The 23,778-nt window shown below is 61.2% G+C and carries 20 protein-coding genes; 10 read left to right on the forward strand and 10 right to left on the reverse strand.

Annotation, left to right across the window (positions count from 1 at the left end; genetic code table 11):
* Positions 1 to 54 precede the first annotated feature (54 nt).
* From rimP to infB, 4 genes are read left to right on the forward strand one after another with little or no spacing between them, the layout of a single operon-like run.
* On the forward strand, positions 55 to 636 hold the full coding sequence (gene rimP, locus O4H53_RS09650; protein ID WP_269363307.1) for a ribosome maturation factor RimP: 582 nt from the start codon (positions 55 to 57) through the stop codon (positions 634 to 636).
* Positions 636 to 2,255: a transcription termination factor NusA gene (nusA, locus tag O4H53_RS09655; protein WP_269363309.1), complete on the forward strand. Its 1,620-nt coding sequence runs from the start codon at positions 636 to 638 to the stop codon at positions 2,253 to 2,255. The genes rimP and nusA overlap by 1 nt, the downstream gene beginning before the upstream one ends.
* A gap of 22 nt (positions 2,256 to 2,277) precedes the next feature.
* Positions 2,278 to 2,898 carry an RNA-binding protein gene (locus O4H53_RS09660; RefSeq protein WP_114273982.1) on the forward strand — a complete coding sequence of 207 codons (621 nt, stop codon included), beginning with the start codon at positions 2,278 to 2,280 and terminating at the stop codon, positions 2,896 to 2,898.
* Between the two features lie 9 nt (positions 2,899 to 2,907).
* Positions 2,908 to 5,379, forward strand: a complete 2,472-nt coding sequence (gene infB, locus O4H53_RS09665) for a translation initiation factor IF-2 (protein ID WP_269363311.1) — start codon at positions 2,908 to 2,910, stop codon at positions 5,377 to 5,379.
* A 6-nt stretch (positions 5,380 to 5,385) separates the two neighbouring features.
* Here infB and O4H53_RS09670 read toward each other — a convergent pair whose 3' ends face one another.
* From O4H53_RS09670 to O4H53_RS09695, 6 genes are all read right to left on the reverse strand, one after another.
* On the reverse strand, positions 5,386 to 6,192 hold the full coding sequence (locus O4H53_RS09670) for a metallophosphoesterase family protein (RefSeq protein ID WP_269363312.1): 807 nt from the start codon (positions 6,190 to 6,192) through the stop codon (positions 5,386 to 5,388).
* Positions 6,189 to 7,106: a diacylglycerol/lipid kinase family protein gene (locus tag O4H53_RS09675; protein ID WP_269363314.1), complete on the reverse strand. Its 918-nt coding sequence runs from the start codon at positions 7,104 to 7,106 to the stop codon at positions 6,189 to 6,191. The genes O4H53_RS09670 and O4H53_RS09675 overlap by 4 nt, the downstream gene beginning before the upstream one ends.
* Before the next feature lie 85 nt (positions 7,107 to 7,191).
* Positions 7,192 to 7,326: a hypothetical protein gene (locus O4H53_RS09680; RefSeq protein ID WP_269363316.1), complete on the reverse strand. Its 135-nt coding sequence runs from the start codon at positions 7,324 to 7,326 to the stop codon at positions 7,192 to 7,194.
* A gap of 119 nt (positions 7,327 to 7,445) precedes the next feature.
* Positions 7,446 to 7,844 (reverse strand): (deoxy)nucleoside triphosphate pyrophosphohydrolase, encoded by a 399-nt coding sequence (locus O4H53_RS09685; protein ID WP_114273978.1) that lies wholly within the window; start codon positions 7,842 to 7,844, stop codon positions 7,446 to 7,448.
* A 19-nt stretch (positions 7,845 to 7,863) separates the two neighbouring features.
* Complete coding sequence (gene argJ / locus O4H53_RS09690; protein ID WP_269363318.1) at positions 7,864 to 9,090, reverse strand: bifunctional glutamate N-acetyltransferase/amino-acid acetyltransferase ArgJ; 1,227 nt, start codon at positions 9,088 to 9,090, stop codon at positions 7,864 to 7,866.
* Positions 9,091 to 9,093: 3 nt separating this feature from the next.
* Positions 9,094 to 9,942 (reverse strand): peptidylprolyl isomerase, encoded by an 849-nt coding sequence (locus O4H53_RS09695; RefSeq protein WP_269363322.1) that lies wholly within the window; start codon positions 9,940 to 9,942, stop codon positions 9,094 to 9,096.
* Positions 9,943 to 10,111: 169 nt separating this feature from the next.
* Between O4H53_RS09695 and secA the strand changes: the two genes are divergently transcribed.
* From secA to O4H53_RS09710, 3 genes are all read left to right on the forward strand, one after another.
* Positions 10,112 to 12,823: a preprotein translocase subunit SecA gene (secA, locus tag O4H53_RS09700; RefSeq protein WP_269363325.1), complete on the forward strand. Its 2,712-nt coding sequence runs from the start codon at positions 10,112 to 10,114 to the stop codon at positions 12,821 to 12,823.
* Between the two features lie 115 nt (positions 12,824 to 12,938).
* Positions 12,939 to 13,949, forward strand: coding sequence for a hypothetical protein (locus tag O4H53_RS09705; protein WP_269363328.1), 1,011 nt, complete (start codon positions 12,939 to 12,941; stop codon positions 13,947 to 13,949).
* A gap of 19 nt (positions 13,950 to 13,968) precedes the next feature.
* Positions 13,969 to 15,531: a phosphate ABC transporter substrate-binding/OmpA family protein gene (locus O4H53_RS09710; RefSeq protein ID WP_269363330.1), complete on the forward strand. Its 1,563-nt coding sequence runs from the start codon at positions 13,969 to 13,971 to the stop codon at positions 15,529 to 15,531.
* A 30-nt stretch (positions 15,532 to 15,561) separates the two neighbouring features.
* On the opposite strand, the gene radC is transcribed toward O4H53_RS09710, so the two are convergent.
* From radC to O4H53_RS09730, 4 genes are all read right to left on the reverse strand, one after another.
* Positions 15,562 to 16,311 carry a RadC family protein gene (gene radC, locus O4H53_RS09715; RefSeq protein WP_269363333.1) on the reverse strand — a complete coding sequence of 250 codons (750 nt, stop codon included), beginning with the start codon at positions 16,309 to 16,311 and terminating at the stop codon, positions 15,562 to 15,564.
* Positions 16,312 to 16,441: 130 nt separating this feature from the next.
* Positions 16,442 to 17,608, reverse strand: coding sequence for a molecular chaperone DnaJ (gene dnaJ / locus O4H53_RS09720; RefSeq protein ID WP_269363335.1), 1,167 nt, complete (start codon positions 17,606 to 17,608; stop codon positions 16,442 to 16,444).
* 81 nt (positions 17,609 to 17,689) lie between these two features.
* The gene (gene dnaK, locus O4H53_RS09725) at positions 17,690 to 19,609 is read right to left on the reverse strand and encodes a molecular chaperone DnaK (RefSeq protein ID WP_269363337.1); all 1,920 of its coding nucleotides are present in this window, start codon (positions 19,607 to 19,609) and stop codon (positions 17,690 to 17,692) included.
* A 284-nt stretch (positions 19,610 to 19,893) separates the two neighbouring features.
* Entirely contained in the window at positions 19,894 to 20,718 is an 825-nt protein-coding gene (locus O4H53_RS09730; RefSeq protein ID WP_269363339.1) for an ABC transporter permease, read from the reverse strand.
* 115 nt (positions 20,719 to 20,833) lie between these two features.
* Between O4H53_RS09730 and cysQ the strand changes: the two genes are divergently transcribed.
* Genes cysQ through O4H53_RS09745 form a run of 3 tightly spaced genes read left to right on the forward strand, consistent with a single transcriptional unit; the run spans position 20,834 to position 23,663 of the window.
* Complete coding sequence (gene cysQ, locus O4H53_RS09735) at positions 20,834 to 21,631, forward strand: 3'(2'),5'-bisphosphate nucleotidase CysQ (protein WP_269363341.1); 798 nt, start codon at positions 20,834 to 20,836, stop codon at positions 21,629 to 21,631.
* The gene (locus O4H53_RS09740; protein WP_269363343.1) at positions 21,631 to 22,431 is read left to right on the forward strand and encodes a 3-deoxy-manno-octulosonate cytidylyltransferase; all 801 of its coding nucleotides are present in this window, start codon (positions 21,631 to 21,633) and stop codon (positions 22,429 to 22,431) included. The genes cysQ and O4H53_RS09740 overlap by 1 nt, the downstream gene beginning before the upstream one ends.
* Positions 22,428 to 23,663: a glycosyltransferase family 2 protein gene (locus O4H53_RS09745; RefSeq protein ID WP_269363345.1), complete on the forward strand. Its 1,236-nt coding sequence runs from the start codon at positions 22,428 to 22,430 to the stop codon at positions 23,661 to 23,663. The genes O4H53_RS09740 and O4H53_RS09745 overlap by 4 nt, the downstream gene beginning before the upstream one ends.
* Positions 23,664 to 23,778: the final 115 nt, after the last annotated feature.

A 23,778-nucleotide genomic window follows, 5' to 3' on the forward strand; every position in this document is an offset into this window, starting at 1 on the left:
TCCACCGATCTTGAACACGGGCCGCGCGCCCGTTTTTTTGTGTCTGAAAGAACCATGTCCAACGATCTGATAGCAAAAGCCGCCATTGACCGCCGCCTGGCCGAGATCATCACCCCGGTGATCGAGGACATGGGGTTTGAACTGGTGCGCGTGCGACTGATGTCAGGCAAGAACACGACCCTGCAGATCATGGCCGACAGGCCCGAGGGCGGGATCGAGGTTGATGACCTTGCGCTGATCAATCAGGCCATCGGCACCGTGCTGGATGTCGAAGACCCGATCCTCGATGAATACACGCTGGAGGTCTCAAGCCCCGGCATCGACCGTCCGCTGACCCGGCTCAAGGATTTCGACATGTTCGAAGGCTACGAGGCCAAGATCGAGACGGACGAGCTGATCGACGGCCGCCGCCGTTTCAAGGGCGAGCTGGCCGGGATTGACGGGAACGAAGTGCTGATCAACGTCGAAGAGGGGACCATCGGGCTCAACTTTGACTGGCTGTCGGACGCCAAGCTGGTGCTGACGGACGAGCTGATCAAGGAAATGTTGCGCCAACGCAAGGCGGCCGGCGCGCTGAATGAAGAAGATTTCGATGAAGTTCAGACCGATGACGGGTCTGCTGAGGGAGAAGACTAATGGCCATTACATCTGCCAACCAGCTTGAGCTGCTGCAAACCGCCGAAGCGGTGGCGCGTGAAAAGATGATCGACCCCGGTCTGGTGGTCGAAGCGATGGAAGAATCGCTCGCCCGGGCGGCCAAGTCCCGCTATGGCGCGGAAATGGACATCCGTGTGTCCATCGACCGCAAGACCGGCCGCGCCACCTTTACCCGCGTCCGCACGGTGGTCGAGGATGAGGAACTGGAAAACTACCAGGCCGAGTTCACGGTCGAGCAAGCCCGGCAGTACATGGACGATCCCAAGGTCGGCGATACGCTGGTTGAGGAAGTGCCCCCCGTTGAAATGGGCCGCATCGCCGCACAATCGGCCAAGCAGGTGATCCTGCAGAAGGTCCGCGAAGCCGAGCGTGACCGCCAGTACGAAGAATTCAAGGACCGCGCAGGCACCATCATCAACGGCCTGGTCAAGCGCGAGGAATACGGAAACGTCATCGTCGATGTGGGCGCTGGCGAAGCGATCCTGCGCCGGAACGAAAAGATCGGCCGCGAAAGCTACCGGCCCAACGACCGTATCCGCGTCTATATCAAGGACGTGCGCCGCGAGCAGCGCGGGCCGCAGATTTTCCTGTCGCGCACAGCGCCCGAGTTCATGGCCGAATTGTTCAAGATGGAAGTGCCCGAAATCTATGACGGCATCATCGAGATCAAGGCCGTGGCCCGCGACCCCGGTTCGCGCGCCAAGATCGCCGTCATCTCCTATGACAGCTCGATCGACCCGGTTGGCGCCTGCGTCGGCATGCGCGGCAGCCGTGTGCAGGCCGTGGTGAACGAGCTTCAGGGCGAAAAGATCGACATCATCCCCTGGAACGAGGATCAGCCGACCTTCCTGGTGAACGCGCTGCAGCCTGCGGAAGTGTCCAAGGTTGTTCTGGATGAAGAAGCCGGCAAGATCGAAGTCGTCGTCCCCGAAGAGCAGCTGTCGCTTGCCATCGGCCGTCGCGGTCAGAACGTGCGTCTGGCCAGCCAGCTGACCGGTCTTGATATCGACATCATGACCGAAGAGCAGGAAAGCCAGCGCCGTCAGGCCGAGTTCGAGCTGCGCACCAAGCTGTTCATGGACAATCTGGACCTGGACGAATTCTTTGCCCAGCTTCTGGTCTCCGAAGGGTTCACCAACCTTGAGGAAGTGGCTTATGTCGAGGTTGACGAGCTTCTGGTGATCGACGGTGTGGACGAAGATACCGCCGCCGAGCTTCAGGCCCGTGCCCGTGACGTGCTGGAAGCGCAGAACAAGGCGGCCCTGGAAGCCGCCCGCGCATTGGGTGTCGAAGACAGCCTGGTTGAATTCGAGGGTCTGACACCCCAGATGATTGAAGCGCTGGCAAAGGATGACGTGAAGACACTGGAAGACTTTGCAACCTGCGCCGACTGGGAACTGGCCGGCGGTTGGACAACCGTGAATGGCGAGCGTGTAAAGGACGATGGCACGCTTGAACCCTTCGACATCTCGCTGGAGGAAGCGCAGGACATGATCATGACCGCCCGCGTCATGCTGGGCTGGGTCGATCCTGCGGATCTTGAAGCGGCTGAAGAAACCGATGAAGACGGCGAAGCTGCCGAGGAGGCCGGGGCCTGATCGCAGGCCCCGGAAGCACCTGATGGGTCGCGGTGGCGCAACCAAGGATCGGTCTGACGGTCCCGAACGCAAATGTATCTCGACGGGAGAGGTGCAACCCAAGTTCGGGCTTGTGCGTTTTGTGGTTGGCCCAGATCAGCAGGTTGTGCCCGATATTCTGGGCAAACTGCCGGGGCGCGGCATCTATGTCGCGGCGGATCGCGATGCGATTGAACTGGCGGTGAAGAAAAAGCTGTTTACCCGTGCAGCCAAGCAGCAGGTGAATGTACCTGAAGGGTTGGCCGACGAAGTGGAAAAGCAGCTTGCCCGGCGTGTGGTCGACCTTATTTCGTTGCAGCGCAAGGGCGGACGTGCCGTTGCGGGCTACGAAAAGGTAAAGAGCTGGCTGCAGTCCGAAGAGGCAGAAGTGCTGATCCAGGCGTCAGACGGATCGGGTCGCGGCAAGAGCAAGTTAAGCACGCCGCACTACGGCCATTATATCGGATGGCTGACGGCAGATGAATTGGGTTTGGCTTTCGGACGTCAAACTGTGATACATGGGGCGCTCGCCTCTGGTGGACTCACGCTACGTGTTGTAGAGGAAGCCCAACGACTTAAAGGCGTGCGCAAAAACGAGACTGGCAAGGGCCAGTCGAAAGGATAGACGAGCTAGATGAGCGATAGTGACGGCAAGAAAACATTGGGTCTGCGCGGAGGCGCGCGTCCGGGGAATGTAAAGCAAAGCTTTAGCCATGGGCGGACCAAGAACGTCGTAGTCGAAACCAAGCGCAAGCGCGTTGTGGTGCCCAAGCCGGGTGCCGGTAAGGCAGGTGCTGGCGGATCTCCGGTTGGGGACCCTTCCAAGCGTCCTGCGGGGATCACCGATGCGGAAATGGATCGCCGCCTGAGGGCTGTTCAGGCCGCCAAGGCCCGCGAGTCCGAAGAGGCCGCAGCCCGCGAAGCCGAAGAAAAGGCCCGCGCGGAAGACCGCGAGCGCCGCAGGGCTGAGCAGGAAGAGAAAGAACGCGAGGAAAAAGAGCGCGAAGAGGCGCTCAAGGCGAAGGCCGAGGAAGAAGCCGCAAAGGTCCGCGAGGCCGCTGCGGCTGCCGAAGCTGCGGCAGCAGCGCCTTCCGAACCTGCCGTTGCCCGCACGCCGAACAACAAGGCGGCACCGGCGCAAGCCCCCCGCAAGACCGAGCGTGACCGCGAGGAAACCAACAAGAAGAACCGCGGCAATGACAACCGTCGCTCCGGCAAGCTGACGGTCAATCAGGCGCTGACCGGCGGCGAAGGCGGACGGCAGCGGTCGATGGCTGCGATGAAGCGCAAGCAGGAACGCGCACGGCAGAAGGCCATGGGTGGCTCTGTCGAGCGTGAAAAGGTCGTGCGCGATGTGCAGCTGCCCGAGGCGATTGTCGTTTCCGAACTGGCCAACCGTATGGCCGAACGTGTGGGCGAAGTCGTCAAGGCGCTGATGAACAACGGCATGATGGTGACGCAGAATGAAACCATTGATGCCGATACCGCCGAACTGATCATCGAGGAATTCGGCCACAAGGTTGTCCGCGTTTCCGATTCCGACGTCGAGGATGTCATCAAGGAAGTCATCGACGATCCCAAGGATCTGGTTGGCCGTCCGCCGGTCATCACCATCATGGGTCACGTCGACCACGGCAAGACATCGCTGCTGGATGCGATCCGCAACGCCAAGGTCGTCGCGGGCGAAGCTGGCGGGATTACCCAGCACATCGGGGCCTATCAGGTTACCACCGAAAACGGCGCTGTGCTGTCTTTCCTCGATACACCGGGCCACGCGGCGTTTACGTCGATGCGGTCGCGCGGTGCTCAGGTGACGGACATCGTGGTGCTGGTTGTGGCTGCGGATGATGCGGTGATGCCGCAGACCATCGAAGCGATCAACCACGCGAAAGCGGCCAAGGTGCCGATGATCGTGGCGATCAACAAGATCGACAAGCCTGCCGCGAACCCGGACAAGGTCCGTACCGATCTGCTGCAACACGAGGTCATCGTGGAGAAGCTGTCGGGCGACGTTCAGGACGTGGAGGTTTCCGCGACCACCGGACAGGGTCTGGATCAACTGCTTGAGGCCATCGCGCTGCAGGCCGAGATCCTGGAGCTCAAGGCGAACCCGGACCGTGCCGCTGTTGGTGCCGTGATCGAAGCGCAGCTTGACGTGGGCCGCGGCCCCGTGGCGACGGTTCTGATCCAGAACGGCACGCTGCGCCAGGGCGATATCTTTGTCGTGGGCGAACAATACGGCAAGGTGCGTGCGCTGATCAACGATCAGGGCGAGCGTGTGAAGGAAGCCGGGCCATCTGTTCCCGTCGAGGTTCTGGGCCTGAACGGGACACCCGAAGCAGGCGACGTGCTGAACGTGACCAGCACCGAAGCTCAGGCGCGCGAGATCGCAAGCTACCGCGAGAAAGCGGCCAAGGACAAACGCGCTGCGGCGGGTGCGGCGACCACTCTCGAACAGCTGATGGCCAATGCCAAGGCGGACGAGGATGTTTCCGAACTGCCGATCCTGGTCAAGGCCGACGTGCAGGGTTCTGCCGAAGCCATCGTTCAGGCGATGGAAAAGATCGGCAACGACGAGGTGCGCGTGCGGGTTCTTCACTCCGGTGTCGGTGCGATCACCGAGACGGATGTGGGCCTTGCCGAAGCATCCGGTGCCCCGATCATGGGCTTCAACGTCCGTGCCAACGCATCCGCGCGCAACACAGCCAACCAGAAGGGTGTGGAGATCCGGTATTATTCGGTGATCTACGATCTTGTGGACGATGTGAAGGCTGCGGCTTCAGGCCTGCTCAGCAACGAGATCAAGGAGAACTTCATTGGTTATGCAACCATCAAGGAAGTCTTCAAGGTCACCGGGGTGGGCAAGGTTGCCGGCTGTCTGGTCACCGAAGGTGTCGCAAGGCGCTCTGCCGGTGTGCGTCTGCTGCGCGACAACGTCGTGATCCACGAAGGGACGCTGAAAACGCTCAAGCGGTTCAAGGATGAAGTGCCCGAAGTGCAGTCCGGTCAGGAATGCGGCATGGCCTTCGAGAACTACGATGATATCCGTCCCGATGACGTGATCGAAATCTTCGAACGTGAAGAAGTCACCCGGACGTTGAGCTGATCGCGTTCAGCTTTGAAAATTGTCAGGGACCCGGCTGAATTGCCGGGTCTCTTTCGTTTCGAACCGGCCCGTTTCCTCGTCAAAGCTTTGCCGGGCGACGTGAATTGCATCTGGCGAGATGTCGATCAGATTGAAATCATTGGGTTCGCCGCGCATCCGTGACGACAGGCTGGTGCCCGCATGCAGCTGGATCGCATTGCGGTGCAATTCTTCCCCGGCGCGGTGGGCGAATTCTCCGGCGTGCCACAGGTGCAGATGCCCCGACAGGATCAGATCGGCACCGCAGCCAATCAGGCGCTCCAGCGCAGCGGCAGCGCCGGGGATGGGTTTCTTGCTGACGCCTCTGGGGTGCTCAAGCGGATGGTGGGCGACCAGCACGCGCAGCTTATGGGCAGGCGCGCCCCGCATGGCATTGCAGGCCCTGAGCAACCGGGACGCGGACAGGCGACCTGCCTGCCATTGAAAGCGGTCGACGGTGTTCAGGCCGACCATCACCATCTGCTCGGTTTCGACACGCGGGGTCAGATCGCGGGATATATAGCTGCGATAATGCCCGAAAGGCCGGAAAAAGCGCGTCAGGGGCCGGTGGATGGGGATGTCGTGATTGCCGGGGATGCACAGCACCGGCGCGTTGATCCGGTCGATAAACGCGCGGGCGCTCACATATTCCCGCCGCCGCGCGCGCTGGGTCAAATCACCCGAGATCGCAACCTGATCAGGTCCGAGTTCCGACAGCGCCCTGAGCAGTGGCTCGATCAGATTGGCACGGTCCTTGCCGAAATGCAGATCGGACAGGTGGATCAGCCGGGTCATCGCACGGAAGGCGGCGCATCGCGCGGGACCATGATCCGCAAGGGATCTGCCGCGTGGCGCAGGGTAAAGGGCCCGCCCATGCGGGTGATCTCCCCATCCCGCGCAACCGGACGGCGTTTCCGTTTCATCACGATTTCGATGTTTTTCCCGCTGATCATTTCGTAATCAGTTTCAGATTTTGCAATGCCAAGGGCAAGGGCCGCTGCATGGCGAAACAGACCCAGGCGCCCGGTATTGGGGGCGATCAGCACCACCAGTTCACCTGCCGCCACGGCCTCCGCGCCATCCAGCCCCATTTGCTGCAGCTGGTAGGCGTTGTTGATGACAAAGATGATCGGGGTGCGGCGGGTCAGGGTCTGATCGTCGACCCTGACGTTCAGACGCAGTGGCGCACGGAAGGTCACAAGAGTTTTCACCACGGACCAATAGGCTGCCAACCTGCTGCGGCCCCAGCGGCGGTAGGTCCCCTCGCGGGTCTGGAGGATTGCCGCATAGGCCCCGATGCTGGCGTTGTTGAGGAACATCCGGTCATTGACGGTTGCAACATTGACCGCGCGGGGCTGTCCCGTGATCAGGGTTTCCACCGCCGCATCCATTTCCTGTGGCAGGCCCAGAGAGCGGGCAAAGTAATTGAATGTGCCCGCCGGGATGATGCCGATGGCACGGCCACTGCCCGCCAGCACAGAGGCCGCGCCGCAGATCGTGCCGTCACCGCCCGCTATCGCCAGGGCAGCGTCCGGGTCGGCCAGCGCCGCATTTGCCGCGGCCTCCACACTGTCATGATCCTGGACATTGATAAAATCAACGCCGCGTCCACGCTTGGTGAACGCGGCGGTAATTGCCGATCTCTTGTCATCGCCATCCTGGCTGCCGGAGGCAGCATTAAGGATCACGATTGTTCGTTGGTCTGACATCTTCTGCCCCTATCACAAAAGGGCAGATGCCCCAGAGGCCAACGCCCAAGGTCGGGCGAAGTTCGTCAGACGCCAAAATATTCCGTCAGTTGCTCCGATTCACTGGCTTTCCGCTATAAATCTTGTCGTCCACCTGCACGGTCATCTGCCCGTTTGGTGTGTTGCCGACAAAGATACCCTGCACGGAAATACAGGAACCGATCGTAATCGTGCGCAACATACTGCTTCCTCCCCAGAAAGTTGAAATCAGTTTACCAAACAATAAGAGCATTACCACAAAATTGTTTTACAAAAGCTTAACTTTGGTGCGCAAATTTAGGGCGGTTGCGCAATTTTGTTTCACAACCAGTCTCGGAGAACGGGGATAAGCGGGATATCGGCCGCTGGCATCGGGTAGTTGCGCAAATCGTTCGGGCGCACCCATTTCAGTGACTGACCTTCGTTGGACCGCGGGGTGCCTTCCCATTTGCGGCAGGCAAACAAGGGCATCAGCAGGTGAAACCTGTCATAGCTGTGGCTGGCAAAGGTCAGCGGCGCCAGGCAGGAAGACCAGGTATTGATCCCCAATTCCTCCTGCAACTCGCGGATCAGCGCCATTTCAGGTGTTTCGCCCGGTTCGACCTTGCCGCCCGGAAACTCCCACAGGCCCGCCATTTCCTTGCCCTCGGGCCGTTGCGCCAACAGGACCCGCCCGTCGACGTCGATCAGCGCAACGGCAGAGACAAGAACAACCTTCACTTCAGGCGTCTCTGCGCGGTCATGAGCGGTAGTCGGCATTGATCGCGATATAGCCGTGCGTCAGATCACAGGTCCAGACCGTGGCGGTGCCGGCCCCGAGGCCCAGATCCACGGCGATCACGATGTTCTCGCCCTTCATATGCGCGGCTGCGGCTTCCTCGGAGTAATTGGGGCTGCGCCAGCCATCCTTGGCGACTTCCACCTCTCCGAAACGGATCGACAGGCGGTCGCGATCTGCATCTGCACCGGATTTGCCGATGGCCATGACAACCCGGCCCCAGTTCGGATCTTCGCCCGCGATGGCGGTCTTGATCAGGGGTGAATTGGCGATTGCCATGGCATGTGTCCTGGCGTCTGCATCCGATGCGGCACCGGTGATGGCGACCTCGACGAATTTCGTCGCACCCTCGCCATCGCGCACGACCTGATGGGCGAGATCCAGCATCACACCATGCATGGCGGCGGCAAATTCCGCATTCCCCGTCACGTCCTGGCCCGACGCGCCGGTGGCGGCGACGATCAGGCTGTCCGATGTCGATGTATCGCTGTCCACGGTGATACAGTTGAATGTCTTGTCCGCGCCTGTGCTGATCATCGCCTGCAGCGCCGCCTGATCAATCGCGGCATCGGTAAAGATATAGACCAGCATCGTGGCCATGTCGGGGGCGATCATGCCGGAACCCTTGGCGATCCCGGCAATCTTAACCGTTGTGCCACCAACCTCTATTTCCGCCGACGCGCCCTTGGGAAAGGTGTCGGTCGTCATGATGGCCTTGGCCGCGGCGGCAATGCCGCCGGCATCCAGCCCGGACTGCAGCTCGGCGAGGCTGGCGGTGACCCGCTCATGCGGCAAGGGTTCGCCGATCACGCCGGTGGAGGAGGTGAAGACACGCGATTGCGGAACATCGCAGGCGGCTGCCACAGCCGATGTGATGGCCTGCACCGAGGCGACACCGTTCTTGCCGGTAAAGGCATTGGCGTTGCCCGAGTTCACCAGTATCGCGGCCCCGGCATCGCAGGCACCGCCGATCTTGTCCTGGCAATCCAGCACCGGCGCGGCGCGGGTCCTCGACCGGGTAAAGACCCCGGCCACCGCCGTTCCCGGCGCCAGTTCCGCCAGCATCACATCAGTGCGGCCCTGGTATTTGACCCCGGCAGAGGCGGTGGCGAAACGCACACCGCCAATGACCGGCAATTGCGGGAAGGCCGCAGGGGCCAGCGGGGAGACTTGTGTGATCTTGCCCAATTCTTACTCCAGCCATTCGACGTTTTTGAGAACCGCAGGGTCGATCCCTTCGGCGGCGGATTGGTCCACGTCAGCCTTCTCGGTGATTTCCTCGATGGCGGTTTGAACACGGGTCTGGCGCAGCTGCAGTTCGATCTCTTCGCGGACTGCGTCCAGCGCAGGCGCTTCGGTGTCGCGCACCTCGTTCAGCTTGATCACGTGCCAGCCGAACTGTGTCTCGACCGGGTCGGAAACCGCGCCCGGTTCCATCTCCATCACGGTGTTCTCGAAGGCGGGCACCATCATGCCCTTGCCAAACCATCCCAGTGCACCACCACCGGGACCGGAGGGGCCGGTCGACTTCTCACGTGCGAGTTCGGCAAAATCGGCACCTTCATCCAGTTGCGTCTTGATCGCCTGTGCCTCTTCCTGCGTCTCGACCAGGATATGCGCGGCGTTGAATTCCTTTTCCGGCTCGGCGCTGGCGTATTGTTCGTCATAGGCGGCCTGAACCTCCGCTTCGTCCAGCGGTTCCGCCATGATCTTTTCGATCACCTCACCGGCCTTGAGCGAGCGGCTCTCGTTTTCCAGTGACAGGGTGACACGGGCGGGCAAATCGCCCTCAAAATTGTCGCTGAGGGCGGTCTGTTGAACCAGCTGTTCGAGGATGCCCTTGAACAGCACGTCGTCGGGAAGTTGCTGATATTGTTCGGGCAGGCGCGCGCGGGCGATGATCATGTGGCCCAGCGTAATATCGGTGCCGTTGACTGTTGCCACCACGGTATCAAGCTGCGGCGTGTCCTGCGCGGTCGCAGGCAGGCCGAGGCAGGCGGAAACGGCCAGAGCGGCCACGAAAGTGAGTCGTTTATGCATGGATTGTCCTATCGTTACGCCCCGGGAGGGGCTGCTACATTGACAGTGTTATGTGCGGCCCTTACATCGCCTATCAGGCGCGGCTCAGGCGTTTCCCCATACATCTATGGTCTGACTGAGCGCTGGGCAAGCAGATCGCTGCCACACATAAAAATCGGCTGGAGAGCACATGCTGGGTATCGGAACAATCGCCAAAAAGGTCTTTGGCACGCCAAACGATCGCAAAATCAAGGCGACCCGCCCGCTGGTGGATCAGATCAATGCACTGGAACCAGACTTTGAAAAGCTGACCGACGCCGGCATCAAGGACAAGACAGAAGAGCTGGCCAAACGCGCCCTGTCAGGTGAAAGCCTTGACAACCTCCTGCCCGAGGCCTTTGCCAACTGCCGCGAGGCTGCCCGCCGCACGCTGGGCCTGCGCGCCTTTGACACGCAGCTGATGGCGGCGATTTTCCTGCATCAGGGCAATATCTCGGAACAGAAGACGGGCGAAGGCAAGACACTGACCGCGGCCCTGGCAGCCTATCTGAATGCACTGTCCGGCAAGGGCGTGCATGTGGTGACCGTCAACGAATATCTGGTGAAACGTGACGCCGACTGGATGGGCAAGGTGTTCAATGCGCTGGGCCTGACCTGTGGTGCTGCCGTGTCGCAGATGCCCGAAGACGCCAAGCGCGCGGCATATGAATGTGACATTACCTATGCCACCAACAACGAGCTCGGATTCGACTATCTGCGCGACAACATGAAGTCGAACCTCGACGAAATTCTGCAAAAGAATCACAACTATGCCATCGTGGACGAGGTCGACAGCATCCTGATCGACGAGGCGCGGACGCCGCTGATCATCTCCGGTCCTGCGCAGGACCGTTCCGAGATGTATGTCACCATCGACAAGGTGATCCCGCTGCTGCAGCCCGAACATTATGAGCTGGACGAAAAGACCCGCAATGTCACCTTCACCGATGAGGGCAACGAGTTCCTGGAAGAACAGCTGCGCGCCCGGTCGCTGCTGGAGGACGGTCAGACCCTTTATGACCCTGAAAGCACCACCATCGTGCACCACGTCAACCAGGGCCTGCGCGCACACAAGCTGTTCCTGAAAGACCGTGATTACATCGTGCGCGACGGCGAGGTGATGCTGATCGACGAATTCACCGGCCGGATGATGCAGGGCCGCCGTCTGTCGGACGGGCTGCACCAGGCGATCGAGGCCAAGGAAGGCACCACGATCCAGCCAGAGAACGTGACCCTGGCCTCTGTGACCTTCCAGAACTATTTCCGGCTTTATGACAAGCTGGCCGGGATGACCGGCACCGCGCTGACCGAAGCCGAGGAATTCCAGGAAATTTATGGCCTGGGTGTGGTCGAAGTGCCGACAAACCTGCCCATCGCCCGTGTCGACGAAGATGATGCCGTTTATCGCAGCGTTCAGGAAAAATACGATGCGATCATCGAAAAGGTGAAAGAGGCAAATGCCAAAGGGCAGCCTTGCCTTGTTGGCACCACCTCCATCGAGAAATCCGAACAGCTGAGCCAGCTGCTGACGGCTGCGGGCATTGAACACAACGTCCTGAACGCGCGCCAGCACGAACAGGAAGCGCAGATCATCGCCGATGCGGGCAAATTCGGGGCCGTGACCATCGCCACCAACATGGCCGGGCGCGGCACCGACATCCAGTTGGGCGGCAATGTGGAACTGAAGGTGCTCGAAGCACTGGACAATGACCCCGAAGCGGACCCCGAAAAGATCCGGGCAGAGATCGAAGCCCAGCATGCGGACGAAAAGCAAAAGGTGCTTGAGGCCGGGGGGCTTTACGTTCTGGCCTCCGAACGGCACGAAAGCCGCCGGATCGACAACCAGTTGCGCGGCCGCTCGGGCCGTCAGGGTGATCCGGGACGCACCTCGTTTTTCCTGTCGTTGGAAGACGACCTGATGCGCATCTTTGGCTCTGAACGTCTGGAAAAGGTTCTGACCACACTTGGCCTGAAAGAAGGCGAAGCGATCATTCACCCCTGGGTCAACAAGTCGCTGGAACGCGCACAGGCCAAGGTCGAGGGGCGCAATTTTGACATCCGCAAACAGCTGCTCAAATTCGACGATGTGATGAACGAACAGCGCAAGGTCATCTTTGGCCAGCGCCGCGACATCATGGAAGCGGAGGACCTGAACGAGATCGTCACCGATATGCGCCATCAGGTGATCGACGATCTGATCGACACCTATATGCCGCCGCGCACCTATGCGGATCAATGGGACACGCAAGGGTTCTATGCGGCCGTGATCGAACATCTGAACATCGACCTGCCGATCATCGCATGGTGCGAGGAAGAGGGCGCGGACGACGAGGTGATCCGCGAGCGCCTGATCGAGGCGACGGACAAGATGATCGCACAAAAAACCGAAGCCTTTGGTCCGGAAAACATGCGCACCATCGAAAAACAGCTTTTGTTGCAATCGATTGACGGCAAATGGCGCGACCATCTGATGACCCTTGAGCATCTGCGGTCCGTTGTCGGGTTCCGGGGGTATGCGCAGCGTGACCCGCTGAACGAATACAAGAACGAAAGCTTTCAGCTGTTCGAAAGCATGCTGGACAGCCTGCGCCAGGACGTGACTCAGAAACTGTGTCAGGCGCAGCCGATGTCCGCGGAAGAGCGCAACGCCTTCATGCAGGAGATCGCGCAGCGGCAGGCGGCAATGCAAAAGGCCGCAGATGCGGGCGCGCAGGAACCGAATGTGCCGGCACCCTCCCCGGTTGCCGCTGCAGAGGGCTTTGTCGAGGATGATCCGACCACATGGGGCAACCCGTCACGCAATGACGCCTGCCCTTGCGGATCGGGCAAGAAATTCAAGCATTGCCACGGCCGCCTGTCCTGAGGTGACATCGGGCCTTGTCCCGATTTCGCCCAATTCCCAGCACGTCACCGTCATACGCTAGCCCAGATTCCAAGGCACTCATTCCCTGAACGATTCCTTTTCTGGAGGACAGGTAATGGCGCGTATGAAGGAAATTCTGACGGTTGCAGGCACACTGGCCTGTGCCATCGGTATCGGCTTTGTCATGCAGAATTCCGATACGGCCAAAGCGCGATACGGCAACCAGGACAGGCCCGCGCCCAGAGAGCTGGAAGATACCGCCACCAGCGCCCTGCTGGATGTACAGCAGATCAGGCTGACCTCGGGCGAGTTCAAGGGTGCCGATGATCTGCCTGCGACTTCCGCCTTTGCCGCATCAGAGCCCGATGAGAATGTGATCAAGGTGCGCGCACCGCAAAGCGTTCTCGAAGGCCCGCCCGCGCCAGGCTCTGCGGACCCGGTCCCGGCCTGTGACATCACCGCCGAAGCCCAGGCCATTGCGGCGGCCATGGTCAACCTGCGGCTGGATGCGCCCTGTTTCCCGAATGAGCGGGTCACCGTGCACCACAACGGCATGATCTTTACCGAAACCACCGATGCAAAGGGCGCGCTGAACACCACTGTTCCCGCACTGGCGCGTGACGCCATGTTCATCCTGGCCTTTGGCAACGGCGAAGGTGCGGTTGCACAGACCGAGGTTGAGGAACTGATCGACTATGATCGCGCGGTGGTGCAATGGAAAGGCAATGCCGGTTTTGAAATTCACGCCCGCGAATTCGGCGCAAACTACGGCGATGCCGGTCACCACTGGAAAGAAGCCCCCGGCGAGGTGGCCGATGCCGTGATCGGACGCGGTGGTGTGCTGACGCGGCACGGGGATATCGCGGCGGCTGATCCCTTGCTGGCCGAGGTCTATACCTTTCCCAAGGCCGGATCGGAACGGGCTGGCACCATTGCACTGAGCGTCGAAACCGAGGTCACCAAAGCCAATTGCGGCATCGAGGCCGAAGCGCAATCGCTTCAACTGACCGGTGACGGCCAGATCAGAACACAGGACCTGATGCTCTCCGTCCCGGAATGCGATGCGGTTGGCAGCTTTCTGGTGTTGAATAATCTGCTCCAAGACCTGAAAGTCGCGGGAAACTAAAACCGCACTCAGAGGTCCCATGATCTTGCTCAGATGTGCGGCGTTCATCGCCGCACTTTTTCTTTTCTGGCACCATCCGGCCGCCGCGCAGGATGTTTCCCTGACCTCGCGCGATGGCAAGGTCGAAATCAGCGGCATGTTGCTGGGATTTGACGGGGAATTCTACCGCGTCCAGACGGAGTATGGCGAGCTGACGATAGACGGGTCGGGCGTGCTCTGTGCCGGGCCCGGCTGCCCCAACCTCGAAGATTTCGTGGCCGAGGTGCAATTGTCCGGTTCCGCGACAATGGGTGCGGTTCTGATGCCTGCGCTGATTGACGCCTATGGCCAGCGCGCGGATTACCTTGTCACCCGCGAAGACGGCGAGGACCCGACCCGCTTCACCTATCTGTTGTCGCGGCGGGACACGGGCAAACCTGCGGCCCGGTTTTATTTCCGCGCGACCAACACGGATGAGGGGTTTGCCGACCTTCTGGCGGATGAGGCCGATATCGTCATGGCGCTGCGCGAGATCGGGCGCGAGGAACGCATCAATGCCCGCGACGCCGGGATGGGGGATCTGACGGGCGCAAACCGCAGCCGGGTTCTGGCCCTGGATGCGGTGGTGCCGGTTGTGGCCCCGACCAATCCCTTGCGGGCGATTTCACCGCTCATGCTGGCCCGCGCCTTTGCCGGGGAGGTGACCAACTGGCAGGAGCTTGGCGGACCCGATGCGCCGATCGAACTGCATCTGCCCAGCCCGTCCAGCGGTTTGAGCCAGGCAATCGTCGATCAGGTCATGAAGCCGGCGGGGCTGACCCTGGCCGATACGATTGTGCGCCATGCCCTGCCTGAAGACCTGGCAAAGGCCGTGGCCAAAGACAGCCTGTCGCTGGGCATCACCAGCTATGCCGAGCAACGTGACACCATGGTGCTGACCCTGGGCGGCACCTGCGGCTTTGCGCTGAATGCCGCGCGGCGGACGATCAAGACGGAAGATTATCCGCTGACGGCCCCCATGTTCCTGTATTTTCCGGCGCGTCGCCTGCCCCTGATCGCGCGGGAGTTTCTGGCCTTTACGCGGGGGCCGGCGGCGCAGAATGTCATCCGGCGCGCGGGGTTTGTGGATCAGGCGCCTGAGGAGATCCCGGTTGAGCAGCAGGGCAACCGTTTCACCAATGCCATTACCGTGGCGGGCGAGGAAATTTCGCTTCAGGAACTGCAGCGGATGACCGCGACGCTTCAGCCGATGGCCCGGCTGACCACGTCTTTCCGCTTCGAGGCTGGGTCGATCCGGCTGGATGCGCAGAGCCGGTCAAACGTGCAGCAGCTGGCGCGGGCACTGGAGCAGGGGCAATATGATGCGCGACGCATGTTGTTTGTCGGCTTCAGCGACGGGCAGGGGGCCGCGGCGCCGAACCGGGATATCGCCCTGCGTCGGGCCGAGGCGGTTTTGCGTGCAGTCTCTGCCGCTGCGGTCACGGCCAACCTGGAGCGTGTTGATCTGGGCGTCGATGCCTTTGGCGAGGCGATGCCGATGGCCTGTGACGATACCGCCTGGGGGCGGCAGGCGAACCGGCGGGTGGAAGTCTGGGTGCGGTGACCTACCCGGCACCCAAGTGGCTGTTTTCCCTTACAGGTATCCTTCCGACCGAAAGCTGAGTTCGGTGGATTTCCCGATGATCAGGTGATCGTGCAGGGTGAGCCCAAGCGCCCCGCATGCCGTCGCGATCTGGTTGGTCATATCAATGTCCAGGCTGGATGGCGTGGGATCGCCCGAGGGATGGTTATGCACAAGGATCAATGCGGAGGCGTTGAGTTCCAGCGCCCGTTTCGCAACCTCGCGGGGATAGACGGGCACGTGATCCACTGTTCCTTTCGCCTGTTCCTCATCCGCGATCAGGACATTCTTGCGATCCAGGTAGAGCACGCGAAACTGCTCCGTTTCGCGGTGGGCCATGGTGGTGTGGCAATAGTCCAAGAGCGCATCCCAACTGGAAACCACCTGTTGTTTCAACACCTTGGCACGGGCAAGGCGTTGCGCTGCCGCCTCGATTATCTTGAGCTCCGTGATGACGGCATCCCCGACACCGGGCAGATCGCGCAGCCGCGATTCAGAGGCGGAGACGACGCGGTTGAAGTCGCCGAAACGGTCCATCAGGGCATGTGCCAGGGGTTTGACATCGCGGCGGGGGATGGCGCGGAACAGGACCAGTTCCAGCAGTTCGTAATCCGGCATGGCGGCGGGGCCGCCGGCCATGAACCTCGCCCGCAGGCGCTGGCGGTGATCCTTGATATAGGAGGGCTGCCTGCCCGTTACCGGCGCGGTTTCTGCCGCTTCATCCAGCAGGTAGGGGAGGGGCTGTTCATTGAATTGAGCCATGCCCGAGGGTCACCCGAGTCTGGTTACCAACGGGTTAATGGCGCCCGGAATTCAGGTTGGCACACGAAGCAGGCCTGTGCCATGCATCTGTCGGACCGGAGCGCACGCCGGAGAATATCCGGCGTGCTGGTTACCCCTTCATCGAATCCCAGAAACTTTTCACGCTGGAAAAGAAGCTGCTGCTTTCGGGGTTGTTCTCGGACGACAGGTCCTCGAATTCCCGCAGCAGTTCCTTTTGCCGCGATGTCAGGTTCACCGGAGTCTCGACCGCCAGTTCGATGATCATGTCGCCGGTGCCGCCGCCGCGCAGGGGGGGCATGCCCTTGCCGCGCAGGCGCATCTGGCGGCCCGACTGGCTGCCGCTGGGGATCTGCACCCGGCCACGGCCGCCGTCGATGGTAGGCACCTCGATGTTGCCACCGAGGGCCGCGGTGCTCATCGACACGGGCACCCGGCAGAACAGGTTCGGGCCGTCGCGGTCGAAGAGCTCGTGCTCCTTTACCTCGATGAAGATATAGAGGTCGCCCGAGGGGCCGCCCCGCATCCCGGCCTCGCCCTCGCCTGCCAGGCGGATGCGGGTGCCGGTTTCAACACCGGCGGGGATGTTGACACTGAGCGAGCGGTCTTTCTCCACCCGGCCGGCGCCGCGGCAGGTCTTGCAAGGGTTCTTGACGATCTGGCCCATGCCGGAACAGGTGGGGCAGGTGCGTTCAACGGTGAAGAAGCCCTGCTGCGCGCGGACCTTGCCCATGCCCGAACAGGTCGGACAGGTTGTCGGCTCTGCGCCGCCTTCCGCGCCGGAGCCGTTACAGGATCCGCATTGCACGGAGGTTGGCACATTGATCGACTTTTGCAGGCCCGAATAGGCGTCTTCCAGCGAGATGCCGAGGTTGTAGCGCAGGTCGGCCCCGCGCGCCGCGCGACGGCCACCGCCGCCCGCGCCACCGCGACCGCCCATGAAATCGCCAAAGAGGTCGTCGAAAACATCCGAGAAAGCGGAAGAGAAATCGCCCTGACCGCCGCCAAAGCCGCCGCCGGGGCGTCTGCCGCCACCGCCACCACCCATGCCACCTTCAAAGGCGGCATGTCCGAAACGGTCATAGGCCGCTTTCTTGTCCGCGTCTTTCAGTACTTCGTAGGCTTCGTTGGCTTCCTTGAACTTCGCTTCGGAATCGGCGCTGTCCTTGTTCCGGTCCGGGTGAAATTCCTTGGCCTTCTGACGATAGCCCTTCTTGATCTCGTCGGCGGATGCGCCTTTGGAGACACCAAGCACCTCGTAGTAATCACGTTTTGCCATGGATCATGTCCTTTTGCTGGAACGTGAAGGGCCGGCCCGTCTGGATCGGACCGGCCCTGTCAGTGGTTCCCTCGCGCGGGATTACGCGCGCTTGTCGTCGTCGAGGTCTTCGAACTCGGCATCGACGATGTCGTCGTCGCCACCGCTGCGAGAGGCCTGCTCATCGGCAGCTTCCGCCATGTCGTCGCCGTCTTCCTGCGCGGCCTTATAGATCGCTTCGCCCAGTTTCATGGCAGCTTCGGTCACGTTCTGGATGCCGGACTTGATCTTGTCGGCACTGTCGGATTCCAAATCGTCCTTGAGCGCGGCAATGGCCAGTTCGATGGCTTCGACGGTGGTCGGATCGACCTTGTCGGAATGCTCTTCCACGGACTTTTCGGTCGAGTGGATGAGGCTTTCCGCCTGGTTCTTCGCCTCGATCAGCGCGCGGCGCTCCTTGTCGGATTCCGCGTTCTCTTCGGCGTCCTTGACCATCTTTTCGATGTCTTCATCGCTGAGACCACCCGAGGCCTGGATCGTGATCTTCTGCTCCTTGCCGGTGCCCTTGTCGAGCGCACCAACCGACACGATGCCGTTGGCGTCGATGTCGAAGGTCACTTCGATCTGGGGCATGCCGCGCGGGGCAGGCGGGATGTTTTCCAGGTTGAAGGCACCGAGGATCTTGTTGTCGGCGGCCATCTCACGCTCACCCTGGAAGACCCGGATGGTGACCGCGTTCTGGTTGTCTTCGGCGGTCGAGAAGACCTGCGACTTTTTCGTCGGGATCGTGGTGTTGCGGTCGATCAGGCGGGTGAACACGCCACCCAGCGTTTCGATGCCCAAGCTCAGCGGAGTCACGTCGAGCAGGACCACATCCTTGACGTCGCCTTGCAGAACACCGGCCTGAATGGCGGCGCCCAGTGCCACGACCTCATCGGGGTTCACGCCCTTGTGGGGTTCTTTCCCGAAGAACTTCGTCACTTCTTCCACGACTTTCGGCATGCGGGTCATACCACCCACAAGCACGACTTCGTCGATGTCGGAGGCCGAAAGGCCCGCGTCCTTGAGCGCGTCCTTGCAGGGCTTCAGCGAGGCCTTGATCAGGTCGCCCACCAGGCTTTCCAGCTTGGCGCGGGTCAGTTTCATGACCATGTGCAGCGGCTGACCGTTGGCACCCATGGAGATGAACGGCTGGTTGATCTCTGTCTGGCTGGAGCTGGACAGTTCGATCTTGGCTTTTTCAGCGGCCTCTTTCAGACGCTGCAGCGCCATCTTGTCCTGGGTCAGGTCGACGTTGTGTTCTTTCTTGAACTCACCGGCGAGGTAGTTGACGATGCGCATGTCAAAGTCTTCACCACCCAGGAAGGTGTCCCCGTTGGTGGATTTGACTTCGAAAAGGCCGTCGTCGATTTCCAGGATGGTCACGTCGAATGTACCGCCGCCAAGGTCATAGACCGCGATGGTTTGCGTGTTTTCCTTGTCAAGGCCATAGGCCAGCGCGGCGGCTGTCGGTTCGTTGATGATCCGCAGCACTTCCAGACCGGCGATCTTGCCCGCGTCCTTGGTGGCCTGGCGCTGGGCGTCGTTGAAATAGGCCGGAACGGTGATGACGGCCTGGGTCACTTCTTCGCCAAGATAGCTCTCGGCGGTTTCTTTCATCTTGCCGAGGATGAAAGCGGAGATCTGGGAGGGGGAGTATTTCTCGCCCTTGGCCTGAACCCATGCGTCGCCATTGCCGCCGTCGATGACGGAGAAGGGCAGGTTCTTTTTGTCCTTGGCGAGATCCGTGTCGTCGTTGCGACGGCCGATCAGGCGCTTGACGCCAAAAATGGTGTTGTCGGGGTTGGTGACAGCCTGGCGTTTTGCAGGCTGGCCGACGAGACGTTCGTCGTCGGTGAAGGCCACGATGGAAGGTGTTGTGCGCGCGCCTTCCGCGTTTTCGATCACGCGGGGCTGGCTGCCGTCCATGATGGCGATACAGGAGTTGGTAGTTCCAAGGTCAATGCCGATTACTTTGGCCATGTTTTCGATCCCTCATGCTATTCAAGGCGATGACACGAGGCGCAGGCCCGTTACGGCACCCTTGCCCCGATCTGGTTGAGACTGAATGCGGCTGCATCCAGCGGTTCGGAGGGTATATAGGGAGCGGCCAAGGACCTCGCAACCGTTTCAATGGGGCGGTGTGGAGGATTTTGGGCGGATTTTGCGCAATTTTTCCGGATCATGTGGATCAGGTGACACGTTCAGGCGTCCGGCGCGCCGGAAAGTTCGGGAGGCCGGTCCTGGCAGCTGTCCGGCTGCCCGCCTTACCGCCGCGCGTTCCAGCTGAGCGATGCGTGTCTGCGGGTGTAGAATTCGCCCATCAGGCCGATGACCAGAAAGGCCAGGCCGACCCACATGGCGTATTCCCAGTTCGTGTAGCGGGGATTGTAGTTGATGAAGGCATAGCCGCGTGCCTGGTCGATGACGTGGAACAAAGGGTTCCAGTCGAACATCGCCAGCATGAAGCCGGGCAGCGTGTTGGCCACGAACATCTTGCCCGAGGCGATCATGTTGGCGCGCTGGTAGACCATGCTGAACATGCTGACCACCGTGGGGAACCATGGTTTCATCGCCAGCAGGACAAGGCCCAGCGCGCAGCCGGTGAACCAGGCGATCAGCAGCATGCCGAAGGCGGCAATCGGCTGATCAATTTCAAGGGGGGTCCAGGCCACGTGGTAGGCAAACAGGATCACGAACAGCGACAGGACCTGGATGTAGAGCGCGCCCACGGCAGCGGAGGCGATCGCGATGATGGTGTTCATCGGCGCGTGCTGCATCATCGGGCTGGCGGGCCCTTCGGAACCTGCGACGGCACCCAGCGCCTTGGTATGGGTCAGGTAAAGAAAGATGCCCGACATGATGTAGACCAGAAAGTCACCGCGCAGCGCGGCACTGCGCATGCCGAGGATGGAGAACATTACGTAAAAGGCGGCGACGAACATGATCGCCTGAAGCATATTGGTGAAGATCGCGACAAAGGCGTTGTTGTGTTGCTTGCGCACGGATCGGACGACAGAATGATAGATCAGTTCGGCCATCGCCATGGCGGAACTGAAGCCGCCTTTGGGTTTGCGGGTGGACTGGAACATTTGGTCTGCCTTTTGATCTGCGCGAAGCTGACACGGATTTCTTGCCGTTCCGTTAGTGCCGCAGCATAAGGGGGGCTGACCGACTAATCAACGAAAGCGATAGAGGCAGCTTGTAATGGACTATAATAAATTGGTGACTGTGATGCGGAAACTCTCGCTGGAGGCGGGGGACAAGATCATGGAGATTTACGGCCAGGACGATTTCGACGTGAAGGCCAAATCCGATGACAGCCCGGTCACAGCCGCCGATGAAGCTGCTGATGCCATCATCTCGGCGGGGTTGCGGGCGGCATTTCCCGATGTGGCGCTGGTCACCGAGGAACAGGCGGCGACACATGCGGCACAGGGCGATACCTTTCTGATCGTGGATCCGCTGGACGGCACCAAGGAATTCATCCACCGGCGGGGCGATTTCACAGTGAACATCGCGCTGGTCGAGGGCGGTGTGCCCACGCGCGGTGTGGTCTATGCCCCGGCGAAATCGCGCATGTTCTTTACCCGGGCCGATGGGCAGTCGGTCGAGGAGACGGGTGATTTCAACAAGGACACGGTGGGTCAGGTCGCGCCCATATCCGTCTCTGACTCGGACAATTCGGCCCTGATGGTGGTGGCGTCCAAGTCGCACCGTGATCAGGCGACGGATGATTACATCGCGAAATATGCGGTCAAGGACATGAAGAGCGCCGGGTCCTCGCTGAAGTTCTGTCTGGTGGCGACCGGCGAGGCGGACCTTTACCCCCGGGTCGGGCGCACGATGGAATGGGATACGGCTGCGGGCCATGCGGTATTGCTGGGTGCCGGCGGTGCGGTGGTGCGTTTCGACGATCTGACGCCCCTGACCTATGGCAAGGAGGGCTTTGCCAATCCATTCTTCATCGCCCATGCGCCGGGCGTCGATCTGAAGCCGGCCTGATGTCTGTTCTGGTTGTCATTCCGGCGCGCTATGCCTCTACGCGGTATCCGGGCAAGCCGCTTGCGGCGCTGAAGGGGGCAAGTGGCGTGTCGCGGAGCCTGATCGAGCGGTCCTGGCATGCTGCCAGCGCGGTGCAGGGAGTGGACCGTGTGGTGGTGGCGACGGATGATGACCGGATCCGGCAGGCCGCCGAAGGATTCGGGGCGGAGGTTGTCATGACCTCGGCCGATTGCGCCAATGGCACCGAGCGATGTGCCGAGGCGCATCAGGCGCTGGGCGGCGGTTTTGATATTGTCGTCAACCTGCAGGGCGATGCGCCGCTGACACCGCATTGGTTTGTCGAAGGTCTGGTCGCGGGGCTGCGCAACGCGCCCGAAGCGGGCATCGCCACGCCGGTGCTGCGCTGTGACGGGGCCGCGCTGAACAGTCTGCTGGCCGACCGCAAGGCAGGCCGCGTCGGCGGTACAACTGCCGTTTTCGCAGCGGATCACCGGGCGCTCTACTTTTCCAAGGAGGTCGTGCCCTTCACGTCAAAGCCCTATGCAGAGACTGAACAGACCCCGGTTTTTCACCATGTCGGTGTCTATGCCTATCGGCCCGAGGCGCTGGCGGCCTATCCGACCTGGCCCTCGGGCCCGCTGGAGCAGCTGGAGGGGTTGGAGCAGCTGCGGTTCATGGAGCATGGTGAATCCGTTCTTTGCGTTGAGGTAGAGGCGCGGGGGCGTGCCTTCTGGGAACTGAACAACCCCGAGGATGTGCCGAAGATCGAGGGCATGATGGCGCAGATGGGCCTTGAATGAGCGATCCGACGGTCAGCGTGGTGATCGTCAGCCGGGGCCGTCCCGATGCCCTGCGACGCTGCCTGACCGGCGTTTCACAGCTTCAGTATCCCGCTTTCGAGGTCGTGGTTGTCGCTGATCCTGCCGGGGTCGATGCGGTGCAGGCCAGCGGATTTGCCGATGATCTGAAGGTTGTGCCCTTTGATGAGGCCAATATCTCGGCCGCGCGCAATCTGGGCATCGGTCAGGCCGCAGGTGAGATCGTTGCCTTCATTGACGACGATGCCGTGCCGGAGCCGCAGTGGCTGCGCCATCTGGTTCAGCCCGCCGGCAGACCCGAGGTTGCCGCGATGGGCGGCTATGTGAGGGGGCGCAACGGCATATCCTTTCAATGGCGCGCCCGCAGCCTTGATTCGCTGGGTGAGGCGCAGGAGCTGGACCTGCATCCGCGCCAACCGACAGTGCTGCACCCGCCCAGGGGTCGCGCGATCAAGACCGAAGGCACGAACATGGCGTTCCGGCGTGATGTGCTGGTGGCGCTGGGGGGGTTCGACCCGGCATTTCATTACTTTCTGGATGAGACCGACCTGAACATGCGTCTGGGTCGGGCCGGACATGCCACGGCGATTGTACCGCTGGCAGAGGTGCATCACGGATTCGCCGCCAATGCGCTGCGCGGACCGGACAGGGTGCCCCGGGATCTGTTTGATATCGGGGCCAGCTGGGCGGTATTCCAGCGCAAGCATATCGACCCGTCCGGACATGCCGAACAATGGGCGCGGCTGCGCCGGTCAGAGCGGCAGCGGCTGTTGCGCTATCTTGTTTCCGGCCCGCTGGAACCTGCGCAATTGCGACAGCTGATGAAGCGGCTTGATCAGGGCTATGCCGAAGGCAAGGTGCGTGAACTGACAACCGCCCGGATCGCCACGCATCCGCAGACCCCCTTTGCGCCCTTCCCCGCCGTGCCCCGCCGCTGTGCCGTTGTCGCGACGCGCCCCTTCCGGCTGCGCCGGGACCGGCAGATTGCCGCGCAGCGCGTGCGAAACGGCGAGATCATCACCCTGATTTGCCTTTCCCTGACAGCGCACTACCACAGGGTCAGTTTCGAGCCGGAAGGCTTTTGGATGCAAAGAGGCGGGATATTTGGTAAATCTGATCGTGAAATGCCGATTTTCAGCGCTTTTTCGCGCATGTCACGGCTGAAAAAGGAACAAAACCGCGTTGCCAGTCAGCGCGGATTGCGCGAAGAGTAGCATGCGGTCCAGAACGTAAGGCTGGAAATGATTTTGCTCTGGCTGATCTGAATCAGATATTAATGAGATGAAAATGTAAAAGAGAATGGCGAAAGCTGTTTCGAAGGGACTTAGG

This window comes from Sulfitobacter sp. G21635-S1 (assembly GCF_027213915.1).
Taxonomy (GTDB): Bacteria; Pseudomonadota; Alphaproteobacteria; order Rhodobacterales; family Rhodobacteraceae; genus Sulfitobacter.